Annotated in this window: 21 protein-coding genes and 1 tRNA gene; 9 read left to right on the top strand and 13 right to left on the bottom strand. The window is 71.4% G+C overall.

Annotated features, from left to right (window positions below):
• Window positions 1–147: 147 nt before the first annotated feature.
• Window positions 148–1,635, bottom strand: coding sequence for a relaxase/mobilization nuclease domain-containing protein (locus LZG04_RS34870; RefSeq protein ID WP_233825262.1), 1,488 nt, complete (start codon window positions 1,633–1,635; stop codon window positions 148–150).
• 202 nt (window positions 1,636–1,837) lie between these two features.
• The gene (locus LZG04_RS34865) at window positions 1,838–2,227 is read right to left on the bottom strand and encodes a hypothetical protein (RefSeq protein ID WP_233825260.1); all 390 of its coding nucleotides are present in this window, start codon (window positions 2,225–2,227) and stop codon (window positions 1,838–1,840) included.
• A gap of 409 nt (window positions 2,228–2,636) precedes the next feature.
• Between LZG04_RS34865 and LZG04_RS34860 the strand changes: the two genes are divergently transcribed.
• Window positions 2,637–3,806, top strand: coding sequence for a hypothetical protein (locus tag LZG04_RS34860; RefSeq protein ID WP_233825258.1), 1,170 nt, complete (start codon window positions 2,637–2,639; stop codon window positions 3,804–3,806).
• 159 nt (window positions 3,807–3,965) lie between these two features.
• Here LZG04_RS34860 and LZG04_RS34855 read toward each other — a convergent pair whose 3' ends face one another.
• Complete coding sequence (locus tag LZG04_RS34855; protein ID WP_233825256.1) at window positions 3,966–5,018, bottom strand: AAA family ATPase; 1,053 nt, start codon at window positions 5,016–5,018, stop codon at window positions 3,966–3,968.
• A gap of 246 nt (window positions 5,019–5,264) precedes the next feature.
• Window positions 5,265–5,528: a helix-turn-helix domain-containing protein gene (locus LZG04_RS43190; RefSeq protein WP_374202953.1), complete on the bottom strand. Its 264-nt coding sequence runs from the start codon at window positions 5,526–5,528 to the stop codon at window positions 5,265–5,267.
• A gap of 107 nt (window positions 5,529–5,635) precedes the next feature.
• On the opposite strand from LZG04_RS43190, the gene LZG04_RS34850 reads away from it, so the two are divergent.
• Together LZG04_RS34850 and LZG04_RS34845 are read left to right on the top strand one after the other, a co-directional pair.
• Window positions 5,636–6,226: a hypothetical protein gene (locus LZG04_RS34850; protein ID WP_233825253.1), complete on the top strand. Its 591-nt coding sequence runs from the start codon at window positions 5,636–5,638 to the stop codon at window positions 6,224–6,226.
• A 19-nt stretch (window positions 6,227–6,245) separates the two neighbouring features.
• On the top strand, window positions 6,246–7,415 hold the full coding sequence (locus LZG04_RS34845) for a tyrosine-type recombinase/integrase (protein WP_233825251.1): 1,170 nt from the start codon (window positions 6,246–6,248) through the stop codon (window positions 7,413–7,415).
• Between the two features lie 120 nt (window positions 7,416–7,535).
• Here LZG04_RS34845 and LZG04_RS34840 read toward each other — a convergent pair.
• The 8 genes from LZG04_RS34840 to LZG04_RS34805 form a co-directional block, all read right to left on the bottom strand.
• Window positions 7,536–7,609, bottom strand: a tRNA-Pro gene (locus tag LZG04_RS34840).
• Window positions 7,610–7,781: 172 nt separating this feature from the next.
• The gene (locus LZG04_RS34835) at window positions 7,782–8,906 is read right to left on the bottom strand and encodes a histidine kinase (RefSeq protein WP_233825249.1); all 1,125 of its coding nucleotides are present in this window, start codon (window positions 8,904–8,906) and stop codon (window positions 7,782–7,784) included.
• Window positions 8,900–9,556, bottom strand: coding sequence for a response regulator transcription factor (locus LZG04_RS34830; RefSeq protein WP_233825247.1), 657 nt, complete (start codon window positions 9,554–9,556; stop codon window positions 8,900–8,902). The genes LZG04_RS34835 and LZG04_RS34830 overlap by 7 nt, the downstream gene beginning before the upstream one ends.
• A 42-nt stretch (window positions 9,557–9,598) precedes the next feature.
• Window positions 9,599–11,005, bottom strand: coding sequence for a ribosome biogenesis GTPase Der (der, locus tag LZG04_RS34825; protein ID WP_233825245.1), 1,407 nt, complete (start codon window positions 11,003–11,005; stop codon window positions 9,599–9,601).
• Complete coding sequence (locus LZG04_RS34820; RefSeq protein ID WP_233825243.1) at window positions 11,002–11,646, bottom strand: 1-acyl-sn-glycerol-3-phosphate acyltransferase; 645 nt, start codon at window positions 11,644–11,646, stop codon at window positions 11,002–11,004. The genes der and LZG04_RS34820 overlap by 4 nt, the downstream gene beginning before the upstream one ends.
• Window positions 11,643–12,371 carry a (d)CMP kinase gene (gene cmk, locus LZG04_RS34815; RefSeq protein WP_233825241.1) on the bottom strand — a complete coding sequence of 243 codons (729 nt, stop codon included), beginning with the start codon at window positions 12,369–12,371 and terminating at the stop codon, window positions 11,643–11,645. Before cmk ends, LZG04_RS34820 begins: the two co-directional genes overlap by 4 nt.
• A 72-nt stretch (window positions 12,372–12,443) precedes the next feature.
• A complete protein-coding gene (locus LZG04_RS34810; RefSeq protein ID WP_233825239.1) occupies window positions 12,444–13,067 on the bottom strand; it encodes an FMN-binding negative transcriptional regulator in 624 nt (207 codons plus the stop codon).
• Between the two features lie 22 nt (window positions 13,068–13,089).
• On the bottom strand, window positions 13,090–14,199 hold the full coding sequence (locus LZG04_RS34805; protein ID WP_233825237.1) for a DUF1015 family protein: 1,110 nt from the start codon (window positions 14,197–14,199) through the stop codon (window positions 13,090–13,092).
• Between the two features lie 19 nt (window positions 14,200–14,218).
• Here LZG04_RS34805 and LZG04_RS34800 point away from each other — a divergent pair, with 19 nt between their 5' ends.
• The 6 genes from LZG04_RS34800 to LZG04_RS34775 all read left to right on the top strand — a co-directional run bounded on the left by LZG04_RS34800 (window position 14,219) and on the right by LZG04_RS34775 (window position 19,269).
• Window positions 14,219–14,701 carry a cation:proton antiporter regulatory subunit gene (locus LZG04_RS34800; protein ID WP_233825235.1) on the top strand — a complete coding sequence of 161 codons (483 nt, stop codon included), beginning with the start codon at window positions 14,219–14,221 and terminating at the stop codon, window positions 14,699–14,701.
• A gap of 5 nt (window positions 14,702–14,706) precedes the next feature.
• Window positions 14,707–15,891 carry a cation:proton antiporter gene (locus tag LZG04_RS34795; RefSeq protein ID WP_233825233.1) on the top strand — a complete coding sequence of 395 codons (1,185 nt, stop codon included), beginning with the start codon at window positions 14,707–14,709 and terminating at the stop codon, window positions 15,889–15,891.
• A gap of 139 nt (window positions 15,892–16,030) precedes the next feature.
• The gene (locus LZG04_RS34790) at window positions 16,031–17,221 is read left to right on the top strand and encodes a S8 family serine peptidase (RefSeq protein WP_233825231.1); all 1,191 of its coding nucleotides are present in this window, start codon (window positions 16,031–16,033) and stop codon (window positions 17,219–17,221) included.
• Window positions 17,222–17,239: 18 nt separating this feature from the next.
• Window positions 17,240–17,461, top strand: coding sequence for a hypothetical protein (locus tag LZG04_RS34785; RefSeq protein WP_233825229.1), 222 nt, complete (start codon window positions 17,240–17,242; stop codon window positions 17,459–17,461).
• 96 nt (window positions 17,462–17,557) lie between these two features.
• Window positions 17,558–18,469 (top strand): hypothetical protein, encoded by a 912-nt coding sequence (locus LZG04_RS34780; RefSeq protein WP_233825227.1) that lies wholly within the window; start codon window positions 17,558–17,560, stop codon window positions 18,467–18,469.
• A 113-nt stretch (window positions 18,470–18,582) separates the two neighbouring features.
• A complete protein-coding gene (locus tag LZG04_RS34775) occupies window positions 18,583–19,269 on the top strand; it encodes a bifunctional 2-polyprenyl-6-hydroxyphenol methylase/3-demethylubiquinol 3-O-methyltransferase UbiG (protein ID WP_233825225.1) in 687 nt (228 codons plus the stop codon).
• A gap of 6 nt (window positions 19,270–19,275) precedes the next feature.
• Here LZG04_RS34775 and LZG04_RS34770 read toward each other — a convergent pair whose 3' ends face one another.
• On the bottom strand, window positions 19,276–19,623 hold the full coding sequence (locus tag LZG04_RS34770; RefSeq protein ID WP_233825223.1) for a DUF6401 family natural product biosynthesis protein: 348 nt from the start codon (window positions 19,621–19,623) through the stop codon (window positions 19,276–19,278).
• Window positions 19,624–19,652: the final 29 nt, after the last annotated feature.

Here is a 19,652-nt window from a genome sequence, read left to right as displayed (position 1 = left end):
CACACGGTTCACCACCGTAGCGGTGGCCCGAGGCAATCTCGGACGTGTATGCGCTGCCTATACACGCCCCTCTCCGTACTGACTGCTGTAAGACGTCCTGCCCGGCGGGGCTGCGGGTGTCACCCGGAGACAGAGGCGTGCCGGAGTTCAGAGGCTGCGCGAACGCGGCGTGGTTGTCGGCACGACGGGTCGGGTCGCGGGGCGTTGCCCGGCGAGACGGTCTGCGGTGGACGTGCCGGTGCGCCGATGCGGCGCGGTCGGTTGCTTGTGCGGCAGGGCGTCGTAGTACTCGGTCAAGGCTGTGTGGGTGGCGGTGGCGTGCCGAGCGGCGGCGTGCTGGCGCTGGGAGGCCCGCCAGGCGGCGATCTCCACGACGAGGGAGATCAGCACCAGCACCAGGGCGGCCACGGCCGGACCAACGAGCCTGGAGCGGGGGTTAAGCAGCCCGAGGCGGGCCACGTCGCGGGCGATGAGGCGCAGGTCGCGGGCGAGGCTGCCGAGCCGTTCCGGTTCGCCGCGGCCGGGGTGGCGTGCGGCGTGCTCGAACCGGGTGGCGACAGTGGTGAGCGGGCCGGGATGGTAGGCGCCTTCGGTGGAGTGGGCCAAGACCAGTAGTAGGTCGCCGGTGGCGTGGGCGATGCCGGGGTCGGCGTGGCCGGCGGCGGCGCAGGCGGCGCGGACGCGGTCGACTACGTCGTGGGCTTTGGCGAGGACCCGGTCGCGTTCGGCGAAGCCGTGTTCGACCGGTGGTGGCAGCGGGTCGGCGGCGGCGAAGCGCTCGGCCAGGCGGGACAGCGACAGGTCGGCGGCCAGCGACCGGCCGCCGAACCACACCAGTTCGTCGTCGCCGCTGCGGGGTCGTGCCCGGTCGCCGCGCAGCGCGACGGCGTAGCCGACCGGGCGGCCGGTCCTATCGGTGCGCCAGCGCAGGTCGACCAGGCCGTCGTCGGCCACGGCGGCGGCGAACTCCTCCAGTGACCCGGAGCGGGCGGCGGCGAAGCGCACGACGCGGCGCAGTCGCTCCCGGGAGGGCTCAGCGCGTCCGGCCCGCGCGGCCTTCTCGATCTCGGCGCGGTCCGGTGCCACCGGCGCGGTGCGGTCGATCGGGGTGGTCGGGGTAAGGCCGTGGCGTTGTTCGGCGTCCAGGCACGCCTCGCGAACGCGGTGGTAGTCCCGACGCGGCTCGACCCGCCGCAGGGTGTCCTGGCGGACCAGGACTGCGGCGATGTGGATGTGGTCGGCCGCGTGGCGCACGGCGATCCACCGGCAGGCGCCGGGGTCGTCGGCGGGGGCGATGCCGGTGCGGTGCAGGACGTCGGCGGCGATGTCGGTCCACTCGTCGTCGATGAGCTCGCGGTCGCCCGGCGCGGTACGGAGCGAGCAGTGCCACACCGGCCCCTGCGGTCGCTTACCAGAGTCGTCCTGATCAGGTTCGCGCTGGGGAACACCGGCGGCCACGGCGGGCGCGGACAGGGTGGCTGCCAACGCCGCGAGCGCCGCGGTGTCGAACTCGTTCTCGTCGATGCGAGGCGGCTGGTGCCGGTCGGGCAGACCGTCCCAGGAAGCGATCACGTGCTGGTCGGTGTGCTCGTTGTGGCGGCCGGGCCCGAACAGGTAGAAGACCAGCCCGGCCACACGCCAACCCCGTACCACCCGCCCAATCACCGGACGCCGTGCCCACATCCGCGCCGCGGCGAACGCGGCAAGGTGGTGCAGCGGTGCACCATCCATCTGAGCCGAGCTGCGGCGAGACGTCTCCCGGCCAGGGACGAAGCCCCGGGGGTCACGAAAATCCGAGCCGAGGTGTCGCCACGGCGATACGGCTTCGCCATGGTTCTCACAGCCGCTCCCGCAGCGCGGCGGCGGCTTCGTCCAGACCAGCCAGAGTGCCGGCTACCTTCATCCGCGCGAGGTTGAACTCACGCTCAATCCGCGCCAACGAGCTGCCCGGCGGCAGCGTGCCGTGGACGTGGACGTGTCGAGCGACCTGGTTGAACAACCGGCCGATCGCAGCGACCTCCTGGGCCAAGCCCACGACGTCGGCGCTGCGGGCCACCAGCACACCCAGTGCCTCGCGGGCACCCATCGGCAGTTCGCCCTCCCAGCGGGCGCGCAGGTGCTGCTCGACGACATGAGCTGCGTAGGCGCCCTGGCTCATCCCGGCCAGCGTGGCCAGCACCGCCAGGCGCTCGCCGTCGTTCATCGTCAGTGCGATCTGGCGCACCACCGGGTAGCCACCTGCCACCCGCTGGCGTCGACCGGCTCGTCCGGGCCGCCGCCCCTGCGGCGTGTCGCCTGCCGTGCCCACCTTCGTCCCCCTCGTGTCGGTGCCAGCCCCGACCTCGCGGACCTGTCCGGTGGGCAACACGGCCGTGGTGGCCGCGCGAACAGGCGCTGATCAGGGCGACGTCGACCACGGGGGGCGGTAGCCGTCGCGTGCGTCCAGGATGCCACGGGCCCGGCGGCCTGAGCCTCGCTAACCACCGGTTAGCGCTATCTCGCTCCGCGTTGATCATGGTCGGGTTCGTCCGGCGGACCGGTGACACACCGGTGCTATGGGGTCCTGAACTCGACCCGATCAGGCCACGAAAACGGCCCGAAAAGCGTGGTGACACCAGGCCCGCACGCTGCCGGCCATGACCAACCCAGTAGTTGTTCACGCCCTCGCCGAGTGGTTTCAGGAGCCCGAGAACCTGCAGTCCGTGCTGCGCATCGGCAGCCATCTGGTCCGCCGCATCGCGCCCCGACTGGTCGGCTGGTGGACCACACGGGCAGGCCGCAGACGCGTACAAGGTGTCCTCGGGACAGGTGGTGGGAGGATCTCCGCCATGACCGGCAGGAGAGAAGGACTGCTCGCACAGATCGAGGCGGGCGTCTTGGACGACGCGGTGCCGTTGGCGTCGCTGCTGCAGAAGTGCATCGTCCTCGGCGGCAAGGCCGGGTCAGAGAGGATGCGTGACTGGGCCCGCCGTGAACTCAACGGCTACGTTGGCGCCGCTGACAGCATCCCCGACTACCGCCGCGTTCGCGCTCCGCTGTACGCACGGATCACCAACAGAGGCGGCTACGGCGGCCTCACTCAACAGATCCAGCCCTCCATGTTGCCCGACTGGATGACCGAAAGCGTCGACGTGGAGGAGGTGGTTCTGGTCGGGGACATCGGCGAACTGGAAGCTCTTGCAGTTCCGCACAGGGACGAGCCCCGAGGGTTGATCCCGCACTTCTCCGACCCGTTGATCGAGTATCTGAACAAGTTCCAGACGGACGAGTTCAGTGTCGTGGCGGCCGTCTACTGGGAAGTGTCCGACGCCACGATGCGCGGGGTGCTCGTGCGAGTGCGCACCGCCCTGGCCGAACTGGTTGCCGAGCTGACCATGCTGACGCCCACAGGCCAGGAGGTTCCCGACAAGGCTGCGGCGGACCAGGCTGTGCAGTTCGTCGTAACCGGCGAACGTCCCACCATCAACATCACCACTCAGCACGCCGGGGCGGGCGGCACCAACCTCTCCGCCCCGCAATCAGGGCCTCTGACCCTGGCCAGCAGCGCCGGGACCGCCATCGGCAGCCAGACCGCCAGCGGCCAAGGCTCCACCGTGGTTGGAGTTCAGACAGCACACGGTGACAACGCCGCCGTGACCGGCCGCGACAACGGTGCGACGCCGGACCGCCCCGAACGGGAAGGCTGGTGGACGCGGCTGCGCAAGCGCGGAGCCCTCGTCGCCTTCTTCACCGTCGCCGGCGGCATCGCTGGGATCGTCGCCGCCATCGCCGCCGTACTCGCTCTTGCTGGCTGGACACCCTTGTAGGTCGTGGCAGCAACCCAGCCGACGCACTGCGTTGGTTCAGCACTCAAGTCTGTTTGTAGCGCAGTAAGCCTCCCCGGGCCCAACGAAGGGCGCATCCAAGGGAGCGAAGGGAGCGGCGTTGCGAGTGCCGCTCCCTTCGCTCCCTTGGATGCTCTCTTCCTACGTTCTCTGGCGGATACGCCACACCCAGCCGCCATCGAAGTCGGCCTTCTCGGAGCGGATTTTGGCCCTCGCCTTGGCACGCTTCAGGGTGTCCTTGGAGAATCCGGCCTGGTGTCCTTCGTCCAGCACATCCATCACCGGGGCCTCTCCTCCGCGCTCCAGCAGGTAGTCGGTGAGCCACGCGGCGGCGTCCGCACGTTCGTCCCCGTCGTCGTACGCGGTGCGCTGCAGGAGATCGACAACCGAGGTGGTCGACTCCCCCAGCCAGACAATCCGACCTACATCGGCCTCGCCTCCGTCGTCAGCGGAGACGGTCACAGACTCAGTCCTGTACTCCAGTGACCGGACGTCGGTCAGCGACACGACGTTCGATTTGATGACCGACAGGACTCGGACCGTCTCGTCCTCCGCAGCGCAGGCCAGCGCGTGCCGGACGACCTGGCTGTAGGCGCCCGCACCACCGATGGCGTCGACCGGGTCGACACCTGCGGTCGACTTCCGGAAGTGACCGACGCCCAACACCGCCGTGCCCGTGTAATGGGCCAGCGACCTCAATCTCTCCAACTGTGGACGGACGACGGAGTTGTCGTTGAGCTGTCCGGACAGAGATGAGTTGAGCGCGTCCATCACGAACAGCGCCGGCTTCCAGGTCTCCAACGCCTCGCGCACCCCGTCCAAGTCGAGGTTGACGACCAGCGGCGTGCCGTCGGTCGAATCGCCGTAGACGACATCGACCAGGTGCAGACGGTCCAAGTCTCCACCAGCAGCGATGAACCGGGCCTTGAACATGGACTCCGAGTCCTCGGTGATGGAGTACAAGACATGCTGCGGCTCGCCGTTGAGGTCGCCGTCGAGCTGCCCTGTGGTCACCTTGGCGGCGAGGTCCACGACGACCGTGCTCTTGCCCAGCCCTGGCTTGCCCACCAGTAGCGAGACCTCGCCGACAGGTAGGTAGCCGTTCCACACGAACCGCGTCCGCGTGATGTCGACCTCGTGGGCCGTTCTCAGCCGCAGGCGCCGCGTTGGTGACTCATTGTCCGCACTAGTCATGACCTGTCCCCCCGAACGTGGTCATCGCTTCAGTCCGTCGCAGACAGTGCACGAATGATCGACTCTGTGATCACCTTCATCCGACCGCCGTACCTGGCGACCTTGGCTGGGAACTCGCTGCGCGCGATCAGCTCGTAAGCGTTGCTGCGGCTGATCCCGAACGCTGTTGCCGCGGTCGACACATCCACCGTCGGTGGCCACGTCGCCTTGATCTCCGCCAGAGTCGGTGGCCTCTGCGGCTCCGGCCTACTCGCCATCGTGCTCGCCTCCCCGCTGCTCTCGCTCGACGAGGCGAGCCAGGAAGCCGTGGTACACGGCAATGTTGCGACCGCGAGGCAGTCGGTCACCCATCTCCCATCGGTGCACAGTGGACGCAGTGACCTCGCAGTCCTGCGCGGCCAGTGCCTGGCTGAGACCGGCGTCGACACGGAGCTGCCGTGCCCTCCCGGTCCGGATCCATGTACGAAGCTCGGCGGAACGGTCCGCCAGAGTCTTCCCCCCGGTTGTCATACCTAATAGGGTACGCTTCAAGGGCATTGACTCACCACTGCCACGGAAAGGCGGTGTGTCGTGACCATCCGACTACGGAGCATGAAGGGGGTGCGTATCGTTCTGCCGTGCCTCGCCTACCGAAGAACTTCAAGATCGCATGGGTGTCGGTTGACGAACTGACGCCTGGTGGGTACGTGTCAACAGGTCGCGACACCGCCGTGCCGACGCACTTCCAGGCGAACTTCGTGCTCAGCGAGCCCGAAGTGGCGATGCAGATCGAGGTGATGGTGGGCGCGGATCGCCGCCCAGTGGTCATCGAGGCGACCGTGCGGGGGAAGGTCAAGGCACCGATCACCACGTCGGTGATGAGGCAGGTCCTCATCGACCAACTAGTGCGTGCCGCGATGGTCGAGGCAACGGTGCCAGCGTCTGTGCGTGAGCGCTGGCTGGCTTCACTTCCACCTGGCGTTCAGCCAGTGGATCGCGGTCAGGCGGAGCCGGTTCCGAGTGCCGAGCAACGCACCCGCGGTCAAGCCGATCACGACGCACGACTGGCGGCGCAGATCTACAACGAGGCCGTGGCCTCGGGAGACAGGGCACCCGGCCTCGCCGTGGCTGCCGCCATGAACCGTTCCCGAACCCAGGTGTCCAGGTACATCCGCAGGGCGCGCGACATGGGACTACTGCCCCCCTTGGGCCCATCCGAGGGGGCCTGATCGAAGGAGCTGCAAGCTCGTGGGGGACCCGATCAAGAAGATCGAGTTGAAGGACGGTACGACGAGGTACCGGTTCGTGATCGACATCGGGCGCGACCCGGCGACCGGCAAGCGTAGGCAGTTGACGAAGACCTACGGCACCAAGAAGGAAGCCCGCGCCGAGTACGCCAAGGTCAAGCACCAGACGGATGAGGGGACATTCGTCGGGCCCGACAAGACCACGGTGTCCGAGTGGTTGGACACCTGGTTGAAGTCCACGACGGTCGACGTCGAGAAGGCCACCGCCGCCAACTACGCCGACGCGCTGCTGCCGGTGCGCGAACGGTTTGGCGGGAAGCGGCTCCAGGACGTCACCGAGGAGGACGTGGACGAGCTGGTGAGCTGGATGCTCACCTCCGGCCGCAAGCGCGGCGGGAAGGTCGGCAGCGGGCTCAGCGTCAGGTCCGTACAGCTCACGCTGGGGCGCTTCAGGTCGTCCTTGAACGTGGCGATGCGGCGCAGGCTGGTCGTCCGCAATGTCGCTCAGTACACGCAGATCCCGCGTGAAGCGCGGCGCAAGGCCGCGGCTGCGGCAGCCCTGCGCGTGCCCTGGAGTGAGACGGAGGTGAGACAGTTCCTCGCCGCGATCCGCGACCACCGGCTCCACGCGCCCGTGCTCCTGGCGCTGATCGGGATGCGGCCCGCCGAGGTCTGCGGGCTCAGGTGGAGCGCCGTCGACCTCGACGAGGGGACGCTGTCGATCGAGCTGACGCGCACGCTGGTCGAGGGTGAAGTCGAGGAGAAGGGGCCGAAGTCGGAGAAGGGCAAGCGCAAGCTGCCCCTGCCCACGCCCCTGCACGCAGCGCTCAAGGCGTTCAAGGCCAGGCAAGCCGCGGAGGCGATGCGGGCCGGTGAGCTGTACGAGCGGTCCGGGTTCGTGCTGGTCGACGAGCTGGGTCAACCCTGGAAGACCGATCGACTTCGGCGGGCGATCCACAAGCTGATGGATCAGGCCAATGTGCGGAAGGTTCGGCCGTACGACGCTCGGCACGCCTGTCTGACCTACCTGGCGACGTCCGGCGTGCCCGACGTGATCGTCAGCGCCTGGGCGGGCCACGCGGACCTCAGCTTCACCAAGCGGGTCTACATCCACCCGAACGTCGAGCACCTGCGCCAGGCGGCCGACCAGCTCGGTGAACTTCTGGGCTGAAAGAAGCAGTACGAGCGTTCGTGAGAAATTGTGAGACGACGTGCCCGGAAACAGAATCAGGGCCTTGTCTCACCGTAGTGATCCAAGGCCCTGACCTGGGCTTTCGCCGTACTTCGACCGTCGGGACGACAGGATTTGAACCTGCGACCCCTTGACCCCCAGTCAAGTGCGCTACCAAGCTGCGCCACGTCCCGGCCGCACCCCCGTTGTGGGGTGCGCGGATAGCTTAGCGCACTCCCAACGGGGGTCCGACGCGGCCCCCCTTGAGGGGCGGACGGCGGTTCTACCTGCGGAGATGAGAGGGGCCGTGCGGTCCCTGCCATCCGGGTCGCCGGGTCCCCTCCGGAGCGGCGGCCTCGGGGTTGACTATGCGTTGGCCTGGGTTTGTGCACTACCGCCGGAAGTCGAGTCGGTTCGGTCAACTTTTGGCGAACCCGTCGGTAGGGTCGCGTCGACGGTGAAGGCGCCGGACTGGTGGTGGGTGGTGGTCAGGGTGCCGCCGGCTTGGGTCACTCGTTCCTTCAGGCCGTGCAGGCCGTGGCCGCCTTGGTCGTGACCCGGGGGCCGAGGTGGGGTGGTCGGTGGGTCGTTGGCGACCGTGACGCGCAGGCTTCCGTCTTGGTTGGACAGTCGCACGTGGACGGTGGCGGTGGGGGCGTGTTTGGTCACGTTGGTCAGTGCTTCCTGGACCACGCGGTAGGCGGCGCGGCCGGTGGATGGTGGTGGCAGGTGGCCGCTGTCGTCCTCGTACTCGACGGCCAGGCCCGCCTTCCTGGCCCGGTCGACCAGGGACGGGATGCCTTCGAAGCCCGGAATCGGCTCCGTGTTGAGCAGGCCCAGCGCGGCGCGCATCTCGGCCAGTGCTTCCTTGGCCAGCGCACGCAGGCGCAGCGCCGTGTCACGCGTCCCGGCGTCCTCGGTGGTGGCGGCCAGTGCGGCGGACTCCACGGCGATCAGGGTGGCGTGGTGGCCGACGGCGTCGTGGATCTCCCGCGCGATCCGGGCGCGTTCCGCCGCACGTGCGCCGTCCTCGCGGGCCTCCAGCTCGGCCGTCCGCGCCCGGGACGCCTCGGCCAGGCTCGCGGTCAGCTCGCGCCTCGTGGTGATCAGCGCCCCGAGCGCGGTGGGTGCGCCGGCCATGAACAGGCTGAACGAGAACGTCAGCAGCGCGGCGCCCGCGGGCAGTCGCTGGGTGACGACCACCAGCGTCGACGGCAGCACGGTGGCCAGGCCCACCAACGCGATCATCACGGGCGCGGTGGACTTGCGGCCCACGCGGTACAGGGCGACGACGGTCGATGGCCAGCCCAGGCCGCCGACCAGGCCCGGCAGGCAGACCAGGGCCGCGAGCCACGGCCGCCACCGGCGCACCGGCAGCAACGCGCACGCCACCAGCGCCGCCGGGATCGACCACGCGTACGGCACGTGGTCGGCGAGCAGGACCATCGCGGCGGGCACCACGACGACCAGCAGCTCGAGCAGGATCACCACGTGTCCACCTGGTGGGCGACGAGGGCGGCCTGGACCCGGTTCTCGACGCCCAGCTTGGTCAGCACGGTGGAGACGTAGCTCTTCACCGTCGCCTCGCTCAGGCCGAGGGACGCGGCTATGGCGCTGTTGGGCTGACCGCTGGCCAGCAGGTCGAGCACCTGGCGCTCACGGGCGCTCAGGCCGTCCAGCTGCGGGTTGGGCCGCAGCCGGGCGCCCCGCATCTTGGGCAGCAGCCGGGCCGTGATCCGGGGGTCGAGCACGGCTCCCCCGGCGGCCAGGTCGAGCACCGCGCGCACCAGGGCCTCCGGCTCGGCGTCCTTGAGCAGGAAGCCCTGCGCGCCCAGCTCCAACGCCGTGGCCACGTAGTCGTCCAGGTCGAACGTGGTCAGCACGGCCAGCGCGGGCGGGTCGGGCCAGGCCAGCATCGTCCGCAGCGCGGACAGCCCGTCCATGCCCGGCATCTGCACGTCGACCAGCGCCACGTCGGGCCGGAACCGGCGCACGACGTCCACCAGTCCCGCGCCGTCCGCGGCTTCCGCCACCACCTCGACCCGGCCGTCCGCTTCGAGCAGCACCTTCAGCCCTCGACGGAGCAGCGCTTCGTCGTCGGCGAGCACCAATCGCACCGGCACGTCGCCAGGCAACCGCATTCGGCCTGCCGGAGCAACCCACCCCGACGAGACGGCCCGGCGTCACTTCTTCGGGCGCTTCTCCCGCACCCGCACCGAGATGCGCACCGGGCTGCCCTGGAAGCCGAACTCCTCGCGCAGCTTGCGCTCGATGAACCGCCGGTACCCGGCCTCCAGGAAGCCGGTCGTGAACAGCACGAACGTCGGCGGGCGGGTGCTGGCCTGGGTCGCGAACAGCACCTTCGGCTGCTTGCCGCTGCGCACCGGCGGCGGGGTGGCGGCGATCAGGTCGGTCAGCCACGAGTTGAGCTGACCGGTGGGCACGCGGGTGTCCCACGACGTCAGCGCCGTGCGCAGGGCGGGGGCGAGCTTGCGCACCGCGCGTCCCGTCAACGCCGAGATGTTCACCTTCTCCGCCCACGGCACCCGGACCAGGCCGCGCTCCAGCTCGCGCACCATCGCGTTGCGCCGGTCCTCGTCGACGAGGTCCCACTTGTTGAACGCCAGCACGCACGCACGCCCGGAGTCCACGACCATGCTCAACACCCGCAGGTCCTGCTCGCTGATCGGCTCGGACGCGTCCAGCAGCACGATCGCGACCTCGGCGGACTCGATCGCGGCCTTGGTGCGCAGCGACGCGTAGTACTCCGCGCCGGAGGCGAAGTTCACCCGCTTGCGCAGGCCGGCGGTGTCGACGAACCGCCACAGCTCGTCGTCCAGCTCGACCAGCGAGTCGACCGGGTCGACGGTGGTGCCCGCGACGTCGTGCACGACCGACCGGTTCTCCCCGGTCAGGCGGTTGAGCAGGGACGACTTGCCGACGTTCGGCCGGCCGACGAGGGCCACCCGGCGTGGGCCGCCGCGCACGGCCTCGTAGGTCTCGCGGGGCGTCTCGGGCAGGGCCTTGAGGATCGCGTCGAGCATGTCGCCCGAGCCGCGCCCGTGCAGGCCGGACACCGGGATGGGCTCACCAAGGCCCAGCGACCACAGGGACGCGACCTCGGCCACCAGCCGCTCGTCGTCGACCTTGTTGGCGACCAGCAGCACGGGCCGCTTGGACCGGCGCAGCAGCTTCACCGCGGCCTCGTCGGTGGTGGTGGCGCCGACGGTGGCGTCGACCACGAACAGGATCGCGTCGGCGGTGGCCATGGCCAGCTCGGCCTGCGCGGCGACCGAGGCCATCATGCCGGTGGCGTCGGGCTCCCAGCCGCCGGTGTCGACCACGGTGAACTTGCGGCCGTTCCACAGCGCGTCGTAGGCGACCCGGTCGCGGGTCACGCCCGGCACGTCCTGCACGACCGCTTCACGGCGGCCGATGATGCGGTTGACCAGCGTCGACTTGCCCACGTTCGGCCGGCCGACCACGGCGAGCACGGGCATCGGCGGCGTGCCGCCCTCCTCGCCCTCCACCGTCTCGTCGAACGCGGTCCAGTCGGACTCGTCCGCCCAGGTGCCGTCCAAGTCCGTCACTTCGCTTCTCCTCGCTGGCTGTCGAGCTCGGCCACCAGCGTGGCCAAGCGGTCGCGGACCTGCTCGGTGGCCTTCACGAGCGCCTGGCGACCGCGGTCGTCCGGCAGCTCGAACGGCTCACCCACGAGCACGTCCACCACGGGCCGGAACCGCCGTCGGGTCCCGGCCGGGCGCAGGGTGCCGCGGCACGCGACGGGCACGACGACCGCGCCGGTCGAGCGGGCGAGCCACGCCGCGCCCGCCTGCGCCTCGGCCACGTCGCCCGCGCCGCGGGTGCCCTCGGGGAACACGCCGACCACGCCGCCCGCCCGCAGCACCTTCTGGGCGGCGAGCAGCGGTGCCCGGTCGGGCGCGCCGCGCCGCACGGCCAACTGGCCGATCTTGCGCAGCAGCGTGCCCACCACGCCCTTGAACATCTCCTGTTTGATCAAGAACACCACGCGCCGGGGCAGGACGCCGAACAGGATCGGCCCGTCCGCCATCGAGCTGTGGTTGGCCACGACGACCACGGGCCCGTCGAGCGGGATGCGCGAGACACCGCGCGCCCGGACCCGGAACGACGCCCGGAAGGGCCCGCGCGCGATCCACCGGCCGACCTCGTGCAGCCAGGGGACCGACCCCTCGGGGAGCTGGTCGGTCACCCGCGCACCCGTCCGCTCGGCTGGGCCAGCAGCCCGTGGGCGTCCACCAGGTCCAGCAACGCGGCCAGCGTGCCGGGCAGGTCCAGCGACGTCGTGTCGAGCACGACCGCGTCGTCGGCGGCGCGCAGCGGCGACACCGCGCGGGACGAGTCGTAGGCGTCACGCCGCCGCACGTCGGCGAGCGTGGCGTCCAAGGTGGACGCGCGGCCGGACGCGCTGTCCTGCTTGGCGCGGCGCTGGGCGCGGGCCTCGGCGTCGGCGGTCAGGTAGACCTTGAGCGGCGCGTCGGGCACGACGGCGGTGCCGATGTCGCGGCCCTCGACCACGATGCCGCCCGCGCCCTCCAACGCCTCCGCGATGATCCGGCGCTGCTCGGCGACCAACTGCTCGCGCACCGCGGGCACGGCCGAGACCGGGGAGACGGCCAGCGTCACCTCGGGGCCGCGGATCTCCGCGCCGACGTCGTCGCCGTCGAGGAACGTGGTCGAGCGGTCCGGGTCGGTGCCCTGCACGACCAGCGCGGCGGCCGCGACCTCGGCGACCTTGCCCGCGTCGGCGAGGTCGACGCCGGCGCGCAGCACGGCCAGCGTGACCGCCCGGTACATCGCCCCGGTGTCGAGGTAGCGCGCGCCGAGTGCGGCGGCGAGCCGGCGCGCCACGGAGGACTTGCCGGTGCCGGAGGGGCCGTCCAGGGCCACCACGCCACGCAGCTCACCGTGTCCCACGGGGTTTTCCTCCTCAACGCGACGACGGTCGTCAACCTCCAATTGTGCCTGGTGCGGCCGGTCACACCCGCATCAGGTGGCCGGTGGCCGCCGTGCCCGCGCCACGGCGTCCGCGGTGGCGTCGTCGCCGTCGGCCCGCAACCCCGCGACCACGCCGTCGACGTCGGCCGCGGCGCGGTTCTGGCTGAGCTTCCACTTGGCCTCGACCCGGGCGACGGTCACCTCGACGCCGACCACCGCGCGGAGCTGCCCGGCGATGAACGTCTCCGGCGCGTCGTCGACGTCCCAGGCGGGCTCGCGCCCGGCTTCGTGCTTCGCGGTCAGGTCACGCACCACCCGCTCGACCCAGTCGGGGTCGTCGTGGAACACCACCGGGCCGTACACGTGCGCGGTGACGTAGTTCCAGGTCGGCACGACCCGCCCGTGCTCGGCCTTGCTCGCGTACCAGGACGGCGAGACGTAGGCGTCCGGGCCGCGCACGATGACGAGCGCCTCGCCCGTCACGGGCAGCCGCCACTGCTCGTTGTTGCGGGCCACGTGCCCGCGCAGCACGCCCGCCGCCTCGTCGTGGACGAACGGCAGGAACGTGGCGACCAGCCCTTGGGGGGTCGCGGTGATCAGGTCGGCCGCGCCGTGCTGCCGGAGCAGCTCCTGGACGGCGTGGTCGTCGGGCGCGAAGTGGGAGGGCACGTACACGCCCACCAGCGTGCCACCCGCGTCACCCCGATTCGGCGAGCAGCAGCCCGCTGCGCGGCTTGGGCGTGAAGTAGGTGCTCTTGCGCGGCATCCGGCCGCCCGCCTCGTGCACGGCCAGCACGTCCGCCAGCGGCACGGGCGCGATCAGCAGCACCGCGTCCGCGGCCAGGCCCTCGGGCACGTCACCGGTCACCGGGCGCACGTGCGGGCTCTCCGGGTCGAGCCCGAGCGCCTTGTCCAGCAGCACCGACTCGACGAACGCGTGGTCCACGCCCGCCGACGGCAGCTCGACCCGCACCGCCGCCGACCCGGCCGCCGCGACCACCGCGCCCGGCGACGGGCGGGTGGCGGCGTCCACGGGCGTGACCGCCAGCCCGAGCGCGCGCCAGGCCGCCGCCATGTCCGAAAGCGACAGCCCGGTGCCCGCCACGGCGCGGTGGATCGGCCCGATCCGCAGGTCGGGGCCGGCCGTGACCAGCGCCAACAGCCCGGACAGGCCCGCCGAGGCGGCGACCCGGTGGTTGCCGTCGGCGACCATCAACGGGTGCTCGCCCGCCGCGGCCAGCAGGGCGTCCTGGCGTTCGCCCGGACCGACCAGCCACAGCCAGTGACGACGCCCGCCGGGGTCGACCACGGACACGGCGGGCTCGTCGTCCACCTCGGCCACCAGCCGGGTCAGCCGGACCTCGCGCGCCACCGGCACGAGCATCGCGGCGCTGGTCAGGCAGCCCAGGCCGGACAGCACGCGGGCGCGTTCGGCGACCACGTCGGGGTAGACGTCCTCGGTGTGCCCGACCGCCGCCGGGTCCACCAAGCACAGCAGCCCGTGCGCGGTGCCGTCCGGGCCGTCCACGCGGTAGGGCGCGACCACGTCCCGCACCTCGCGGTAGGCGGTGCTCCGCAGGTGGGCGAGTTCGGCGACGGCGTGCGGCAGGGCGTCGAGCAGCGACAACCCGGCGGCCAGCGCGGCGGGCGTGCGGTGCGGGTGCTGCACCGCGAGCAGCGTGCCGGGGCGCGCGCGGGCCAGGGCGGCGACAACGCGCTCCGGTTCGGCGAACTCGTCCACGTCCGGGCCGGGCACCCGGTCCCGAACCACCCATCCCCGACTTATCGCCCGAACGCGTGTACCCACTCGTCTAGGATCACATGCTGTGAACGTCGAGGTGACGCCGCTTCCGGGGATCGGCACCCGTCAGGACTTCATGATCCGCGCCGGCCGCCGGATCGGGGTGATCACCCACCGGGACGGGAAGTTCGAGCTGATCGTGTCCTCACTGGACGATCCCGACGATTGCACGGCGTCGATAGCCCTCACACCCGCGGAGGCCAGCACCCTGGCCGGCCTGCTCGGCTCGCCGCAGCTGGTCGCGCACCTGCAGGAGCAGCACCGCGAGGTCGCGGGCATCTCGACCAAGCAGTTCCCGGTCGTGCCCGGCTCCCGGTTCGACGGCAGCCCGCTGGCCGAGACCGAGCTGCGCACCCGCACCGGCGCGTCCATCGTGGCCGTGGTGCGCCGCGGCTCGGTGCACCCGTCGCCGCGCCCGGACTTCGTCTTCGAGGGCGGCGACCTGGTCGTCGTGGTCGGCACGGTGGACGGCCTGGGCGCCGCGGCCGAGTTGCTGGGTGGTGGCTGAGCACCTTGCACAGCACCGCACTCGCACTGATCCAACTCGGCGCGGTCTTCTTCGGGCTGGGCCTGCTCGGCAAGATGGCGTGGCGGATCGGCATCTCCCCGATCCCGCTCTACCTGATCGGCGGCCTGGCCTTCGGGCAGGGCGGCCTGGTGCCGTTGCACGGCATCGAGGACTTCACCCACCTGTCCAGCGAGATCGGCGTCATCCTCCTGCTGCTCCTGCTGGGCCTGGAGTACTCGGCGGCCGAGCTCGTGACGGGGCTCAAGCGGTCGTGGACGGCCGGGCTGGTGGACATCGTGCTCAACGCCACGCCGGGCGTGATCGCGGCCCTCATCCTGGGCTGGGGCCCGCTGGGCGCGCTGGCGATGGGTGGCGTCACCTACATCTCGTCGTCCGGGATCATCGCCAAGGTGCTCGGCGACCTGGGTCGGCTGGGCAACCGGGAGACGCCGGTCGTGCTGTCGGTCCTGGTGTTCGAGGACCTGGCGATGGCGGTGTACCTGCCGATCCTGACCGCCGTGCTGGCGGGCGTGAGCTTCGCCGGCGGGCTGACGGCGGTGGGCATCTCGCTGGCCGCCATCACGGTGGTGTTGGTCATCGCGTTGAAGTTCGGCCGGTACGTCTCGGCGATCGTGGACAGCCCCGACCCCGAGGTGTTCCTGCTGAAGGTGCTGGGGGCGGCGCTGCTGGTCGCCGGTGTGGCCTCGGAGCTGCAGGTGTCGGCGGCGGTGGGCGCGTTCCTGCTGGGCATCGCGATCTCGGGGTCGACCGCCGAGAACGCGACCCGGATGCTGGAGCCGCTGCGCGACCTGTTCGCGGCGATGTTCTTCGTGGTGTTCGGGCTGAACACCGACCCGGCGTCGATCCCGCCGGTGCTGGGGCTCGCGGTGGCGCTGGCCGTGGTGACGACGGCGACGAAGGTGGCCACCGGGTGGTGGGCCGCGCGGCGGCAGGGCATCGGGCGGATGGGCCGGGCCCGGGCGGGCGCGGCGCTGGTGGCACGCGGCGAGTTCTCGATCGTGATCGCGTCGCTGACGGTGGCGTCCGGCGCGGTGGACGCGCGGCTGGCGGCGCTGGCGACGGCCTACGTGCTGCTGATGGCGGTGCTGGGCCCGGTCGCGGCACGCGTGGTCGAACCGCTGGCCAAGAAGTTCACCCGAAAAGGTGGTAACGCACCGGCGACCGCGTGACCTGTATCTCTTCCCCGCACGACGGCTCCACTACGGCATACAGGCACGTTCGCGCTCACGGCCAACTCTTCCGGCCGATTGAGCGCGAACGTGGTCCGGGGTTACACCTGACTGCCGTCCAACCCCGAAGGGGGTCGTCATGTCACAGCCAACGGGCGCCGAGACCACCGGTCGCTATCTCGTGCTCCTCGACGACAAGTCGGTCGCGGCCGGCGCGCGGGAGATGAACCGGGTCGCCGGGATCAGCGCCGCCAGCACCGCGGACTCCGCCACCCGCGCGGAGCTCGCCGCGGCCGATGGCGTCATCTTCCAAGAGCTCGGCGTCGCCGTGGTCAACGCCACGCCCGACCAGGTCACGCGGCTGACCCGGGCCGTCGAGGCGCCGGGCCCGATCGCCGTGGTCGAGGCCGAACGCGTCGTGCACGCCTACACCGCGCCGCCGGACGCCGACGAGGCCGCGGCGGTGGACGAGTCCGTGTTCACGTGGGGCTTGCAGGCCGTGGGCGCGAACCTCTGCTCCGCCACCGGCAAGGGCGTCCGGCTCGCCGTGCTCGACACCGGGTTCACCGTCGCGCACCCCGACTTCGCGGGCCGCGCCATGATGACGCAGTCGTTCATCGAGGGTGAGTCGGTGGACGACGCGCACGGCCACGGCACGCACTGCATCGGTTCCGCCGCGGGTCCGCGCCAGGCGGCCGGCGGCCGTCCGGGTTACGGCGTCGCGCACGAAGCCGAGATCTACGCGGGCAAGGTGCTGTCGAACCGGGGCAGCGGCAGCGACAGCGGCATCCTGGCCGGCATCGAGTGGGCCATCGCCAACGGGTGCGCGGTCGTGTCGATGTCGTTGGGCGCGAGCGTGCGACCGGGCACGCCGCACTCGCAGATCTTCGAGCAGGCCGCCACGCGCGCGATGGCCAAGGGCACGTTGATCGTCGCGGCGGCGGGCAACGAGAGCAACCGGCCGGGCAAGGTCGCGCCGGTCGGGCACCCGGCCAACTGCCCGTCGATCCTCTCCGTGGGCGCGGTGGACGTGAAGCGGGCCGTCGCGTTCTTCTCCTGCGGCACGGTCGACACCGTCGGCCAGGTCGACGTGGTCGGCCCCGGCGTGGACGTCTACTCGAGCTGGAACGTCGAGGACGGCGGGCTCGGGATGCACAAGCGCATCCAGGGCACGAGCATGGCCACCCCGCACGTCGCGGGCGTCGCGGCGCTCATCGCGGAGAAGCACGGCGCGCGCGGGTGGGAGCTGTGGGCGAGGCTGGCGCAGACCGCTCGTCGGCTGGGCCTGCCCTCGACCGACGTCGGCGCGGGACTGGTGCAGGCACCCTAGGCCGTGGTGGAGGCGTCCGTGGACAAGGTCGTGGTCTCGGTCGCCGACGACAGCCTGGCGCACCTGCCCACCGTCGTGGCGGCGCTGCGGGACGCCGGGATGGTGGTGGAGCGCGTGCTGGACGGGTTGGGCCTGGTCACCGGGTCGGTCGCGCCGGGTGTGGGTGACCTGCTCGGGGCCGTGCCCGGTGTCGCGCACGTCGAAGTGGACCGCGAGGTCCGGCTGCCGCCCGAAGGGTGAGGCTTTGTCACCCGGTCGGGCGGCACAGGTTTGGGGCGGCGACCTCGGGTAACCGGCTGGGTGAGACGAACCGGTCGTCCGAGGAGGTCGAAGACGATGAAAGCCCTGCTCGCCGTGCAGACGGCGCAGGCTCAAGGCATCGGCGACGCCGCCGGTGACGCCTTGCGCTCAGTGGTGACCTTCGTGCCCAAGCTCGTGGGGTTCCTCGTCGTGCTGCTCATCGGGTGGATCGTCGCCCGGTTGCTGCGCGCGGCGGTGAACAAGGTGCTGGAACGCGTCCACTTCGACCGCGCGGTCCAGCGCGGCGGGATCGGTGACGCGCTGGCGCGGTCGAAGTTCGACGCCTCGGGCCTGGTCGCCCAGATCGTGTACTACGCCGTGCTGCTGATCGCGCTCCAGATCGCGTTCGGCGTGTTCGGGCCGAACCCGGTGAGCACCCTGCTGACCGAGATCGTGGCCTGGCTGCCGCGGGCGATCGTCGCGATCATCATCGTCGTCGTGGCCGCCGCCATCGCCCGTGCCGTGCAGGACATCGCCACCCGTGCGCTCGGCAGCCTGTCCTACGGGCCGACGCTGGGCAAGATCGCCGCGTGGTTCATCATCGCGCTCGGTGTGATCGCGGCGCTGAACCAGATCGGCGTCGCCACCACCGTCACCACCCCGATCCTGATCACCATCCTGGCCACGATCGGCGGCATCCTGGTCGTCGGCGTGGGCGGTGGTTTGATCAAGCCCATGCAGCAGCGCTGGGAGGGCTGGCTGACCAGGGCCGAGAACGAGGCCCCGCAGGCCAAGGCCCAGGCCGAGGCGTACCAGCGCGGCCGTGAGGACGTGCGGCGGACGACCCAGGGCGTCTCGCCGGCCGAGCAGACGACCCGCGTCACCGAGACCCCGGCCCACGCGGCCAGCATGCCGACCCCGCCGGTGGGCCAGCCGATGCCGCCGGCCCAGCCCACCCGCCCGGTCCAGCCGCACCCCGGCCAGTACCCGCCGGGCGAACAACGCTGACCACCACGCCCCGCAGGGGTCCCCGCCAAGGGGACCCCTGTTTCGTGACCGCCGTCAGCGAGCGCGGTCGTCAACACGGTTGCTCCGGGAACGGGCCGGATTAGGCTGCGGTGGTGGGTGAGCGCACGTCGACCGCGCGGGAGTGGGAAGAGCAGGCGCGCAACTGGGTCGTCTGGGTGCGCAGGCCCGGGTTCGACTCGTACTGGCGGTACCGCGACCGGTTCTTCGAGCTGGTGCCCGCCGCCGGGCGGGCGACGCTCGACCTCGGCTGCGGTGAGGGGCGGGTGGCGCGTGACCTGGCCGCGCGGGGACACCAGGTGACCGGTGTGGACGCCTCGCCGACCCTCGTGGAGGCGGCACGGGGGGCCGACCCCGAGGGGCGGTACCTGGTGGCCGACTCGGCGGACCTGCCGTTCCCGGACGGCGGCTTCGACCTCGTCGTCGCCTACAACGTGCTGATGGACGTGGACGACCTGCCGGGCACGGTCCGCGAGATCGGTCGGGTGCTCGAACCGGGCGGCGGGCTCTGCCTGTCGATCACCCACCCGATCACCAACACCGGCAGCCGGCGCGACGGCGTGTTCGTCCTCGACCGCCCCTACTTCGGGCGCCACCGCTTCGAGGAGGAGGTCGAGCGGGACGGGATGCGGATGAGGTTCACCGGGTGGAACCACCCGTTGAGCGCCTACACCGCCGCCCTGGAGGACACCGGGCTGCTCATCGAGGCCCTCAGGGAACCGCAGGTCACCGGCGACGCGTTCCCGTGGCACCTGTGGATCAGGGCCGTGCGCCCGCGCTAGTCCCGGTCAGGCCTCGAGCGCCGGTTCGTCGCGGCGGGCGAGGTGACACACGGCGGCCAGTCTCAGCGTCAGCCAGTCGGCGTTCGGCCAGTCCACGATCGCGGGCGGTGACCAGCCCTGCGCCCTCGCCTCGTCCAGCACGCCCTTGGCGTACCCGGCCAGCAGCACCGCGCCCGCCACGGCCGCCGCGGGCACGCCGAACGCGAGGATGTCGCGCACCGCCGCACCGTGCTGGTCGATCGCCGCGAGCACACCGGGCGCCAGGACGCCGGGCGCCAACACCGCCGCAACACCGAGTTCGTCGCTCAACCGGTCCAAGAACCGGCGAGCGGAGAAGTCCCTCCAACCGCTCACAAGGCCGACACCCTACGCTGTGCGGGGCA

It is taken from the genome of Saccharothrix sp. S26, from assembly GCF_021390395.1.
In the GTDB taxonomy this organism is placed as follows: Bacteria; Actinomycetota; Actinomycetes; order Mycobacteriales; family Pseudonocardiaceae; genus Actinosynnema.
This window is presented reverse-complemented; position numbering and strand designations above follow the sequence as displayed.

Bases quoted from the DNA above. Each gene is read 5' to 3' on its own strand.
- LZG04_RS34860 (WP_233825258.1), top strand. From the start codon at position 2,637: ATGACCAACCCAGTAGTTGTTCACGCCCTCGCCGAGTGGTTTCAGGAG.
- LZG04_RS34855 (WP_233825256.1), bottom strand. From the start codon at position 5,018: ATGACTAGTGCGGACAATGAGTCACCAACGCGGCGCCTGCGGCTGAGA.
- LZG04_RS43190 (WP_374202953.1), bottom strand. From the start codon at position 5,528: ATGACAACCGGGGGGAAGACTCTGGCGGACCGTTCCGCCGAGCTTCGT.
- LZG04_RS34830 (WP_233825247.1), bottom strand. From the start codon at position 9,556: ATGCGGTTGCCTGGCGACGTGCCGGTGCGATTGGTGCTCGCCGACGAC.
- LZG04_RS34790 (WP_233825231.1), top strand. From the start codon at position 16,031: ATGTCACAGCCAACGGGCGCCGAGACCACCGGTCGCTATCTCGTGCTC.
- LZG04_RS34780 (WP_233825227.1), top strand. From the start codon at position 17,558: ATGAAAGCCCTGCTCGCCGTGCAGACGGCGCAGGCTCAAGGCATCGGC.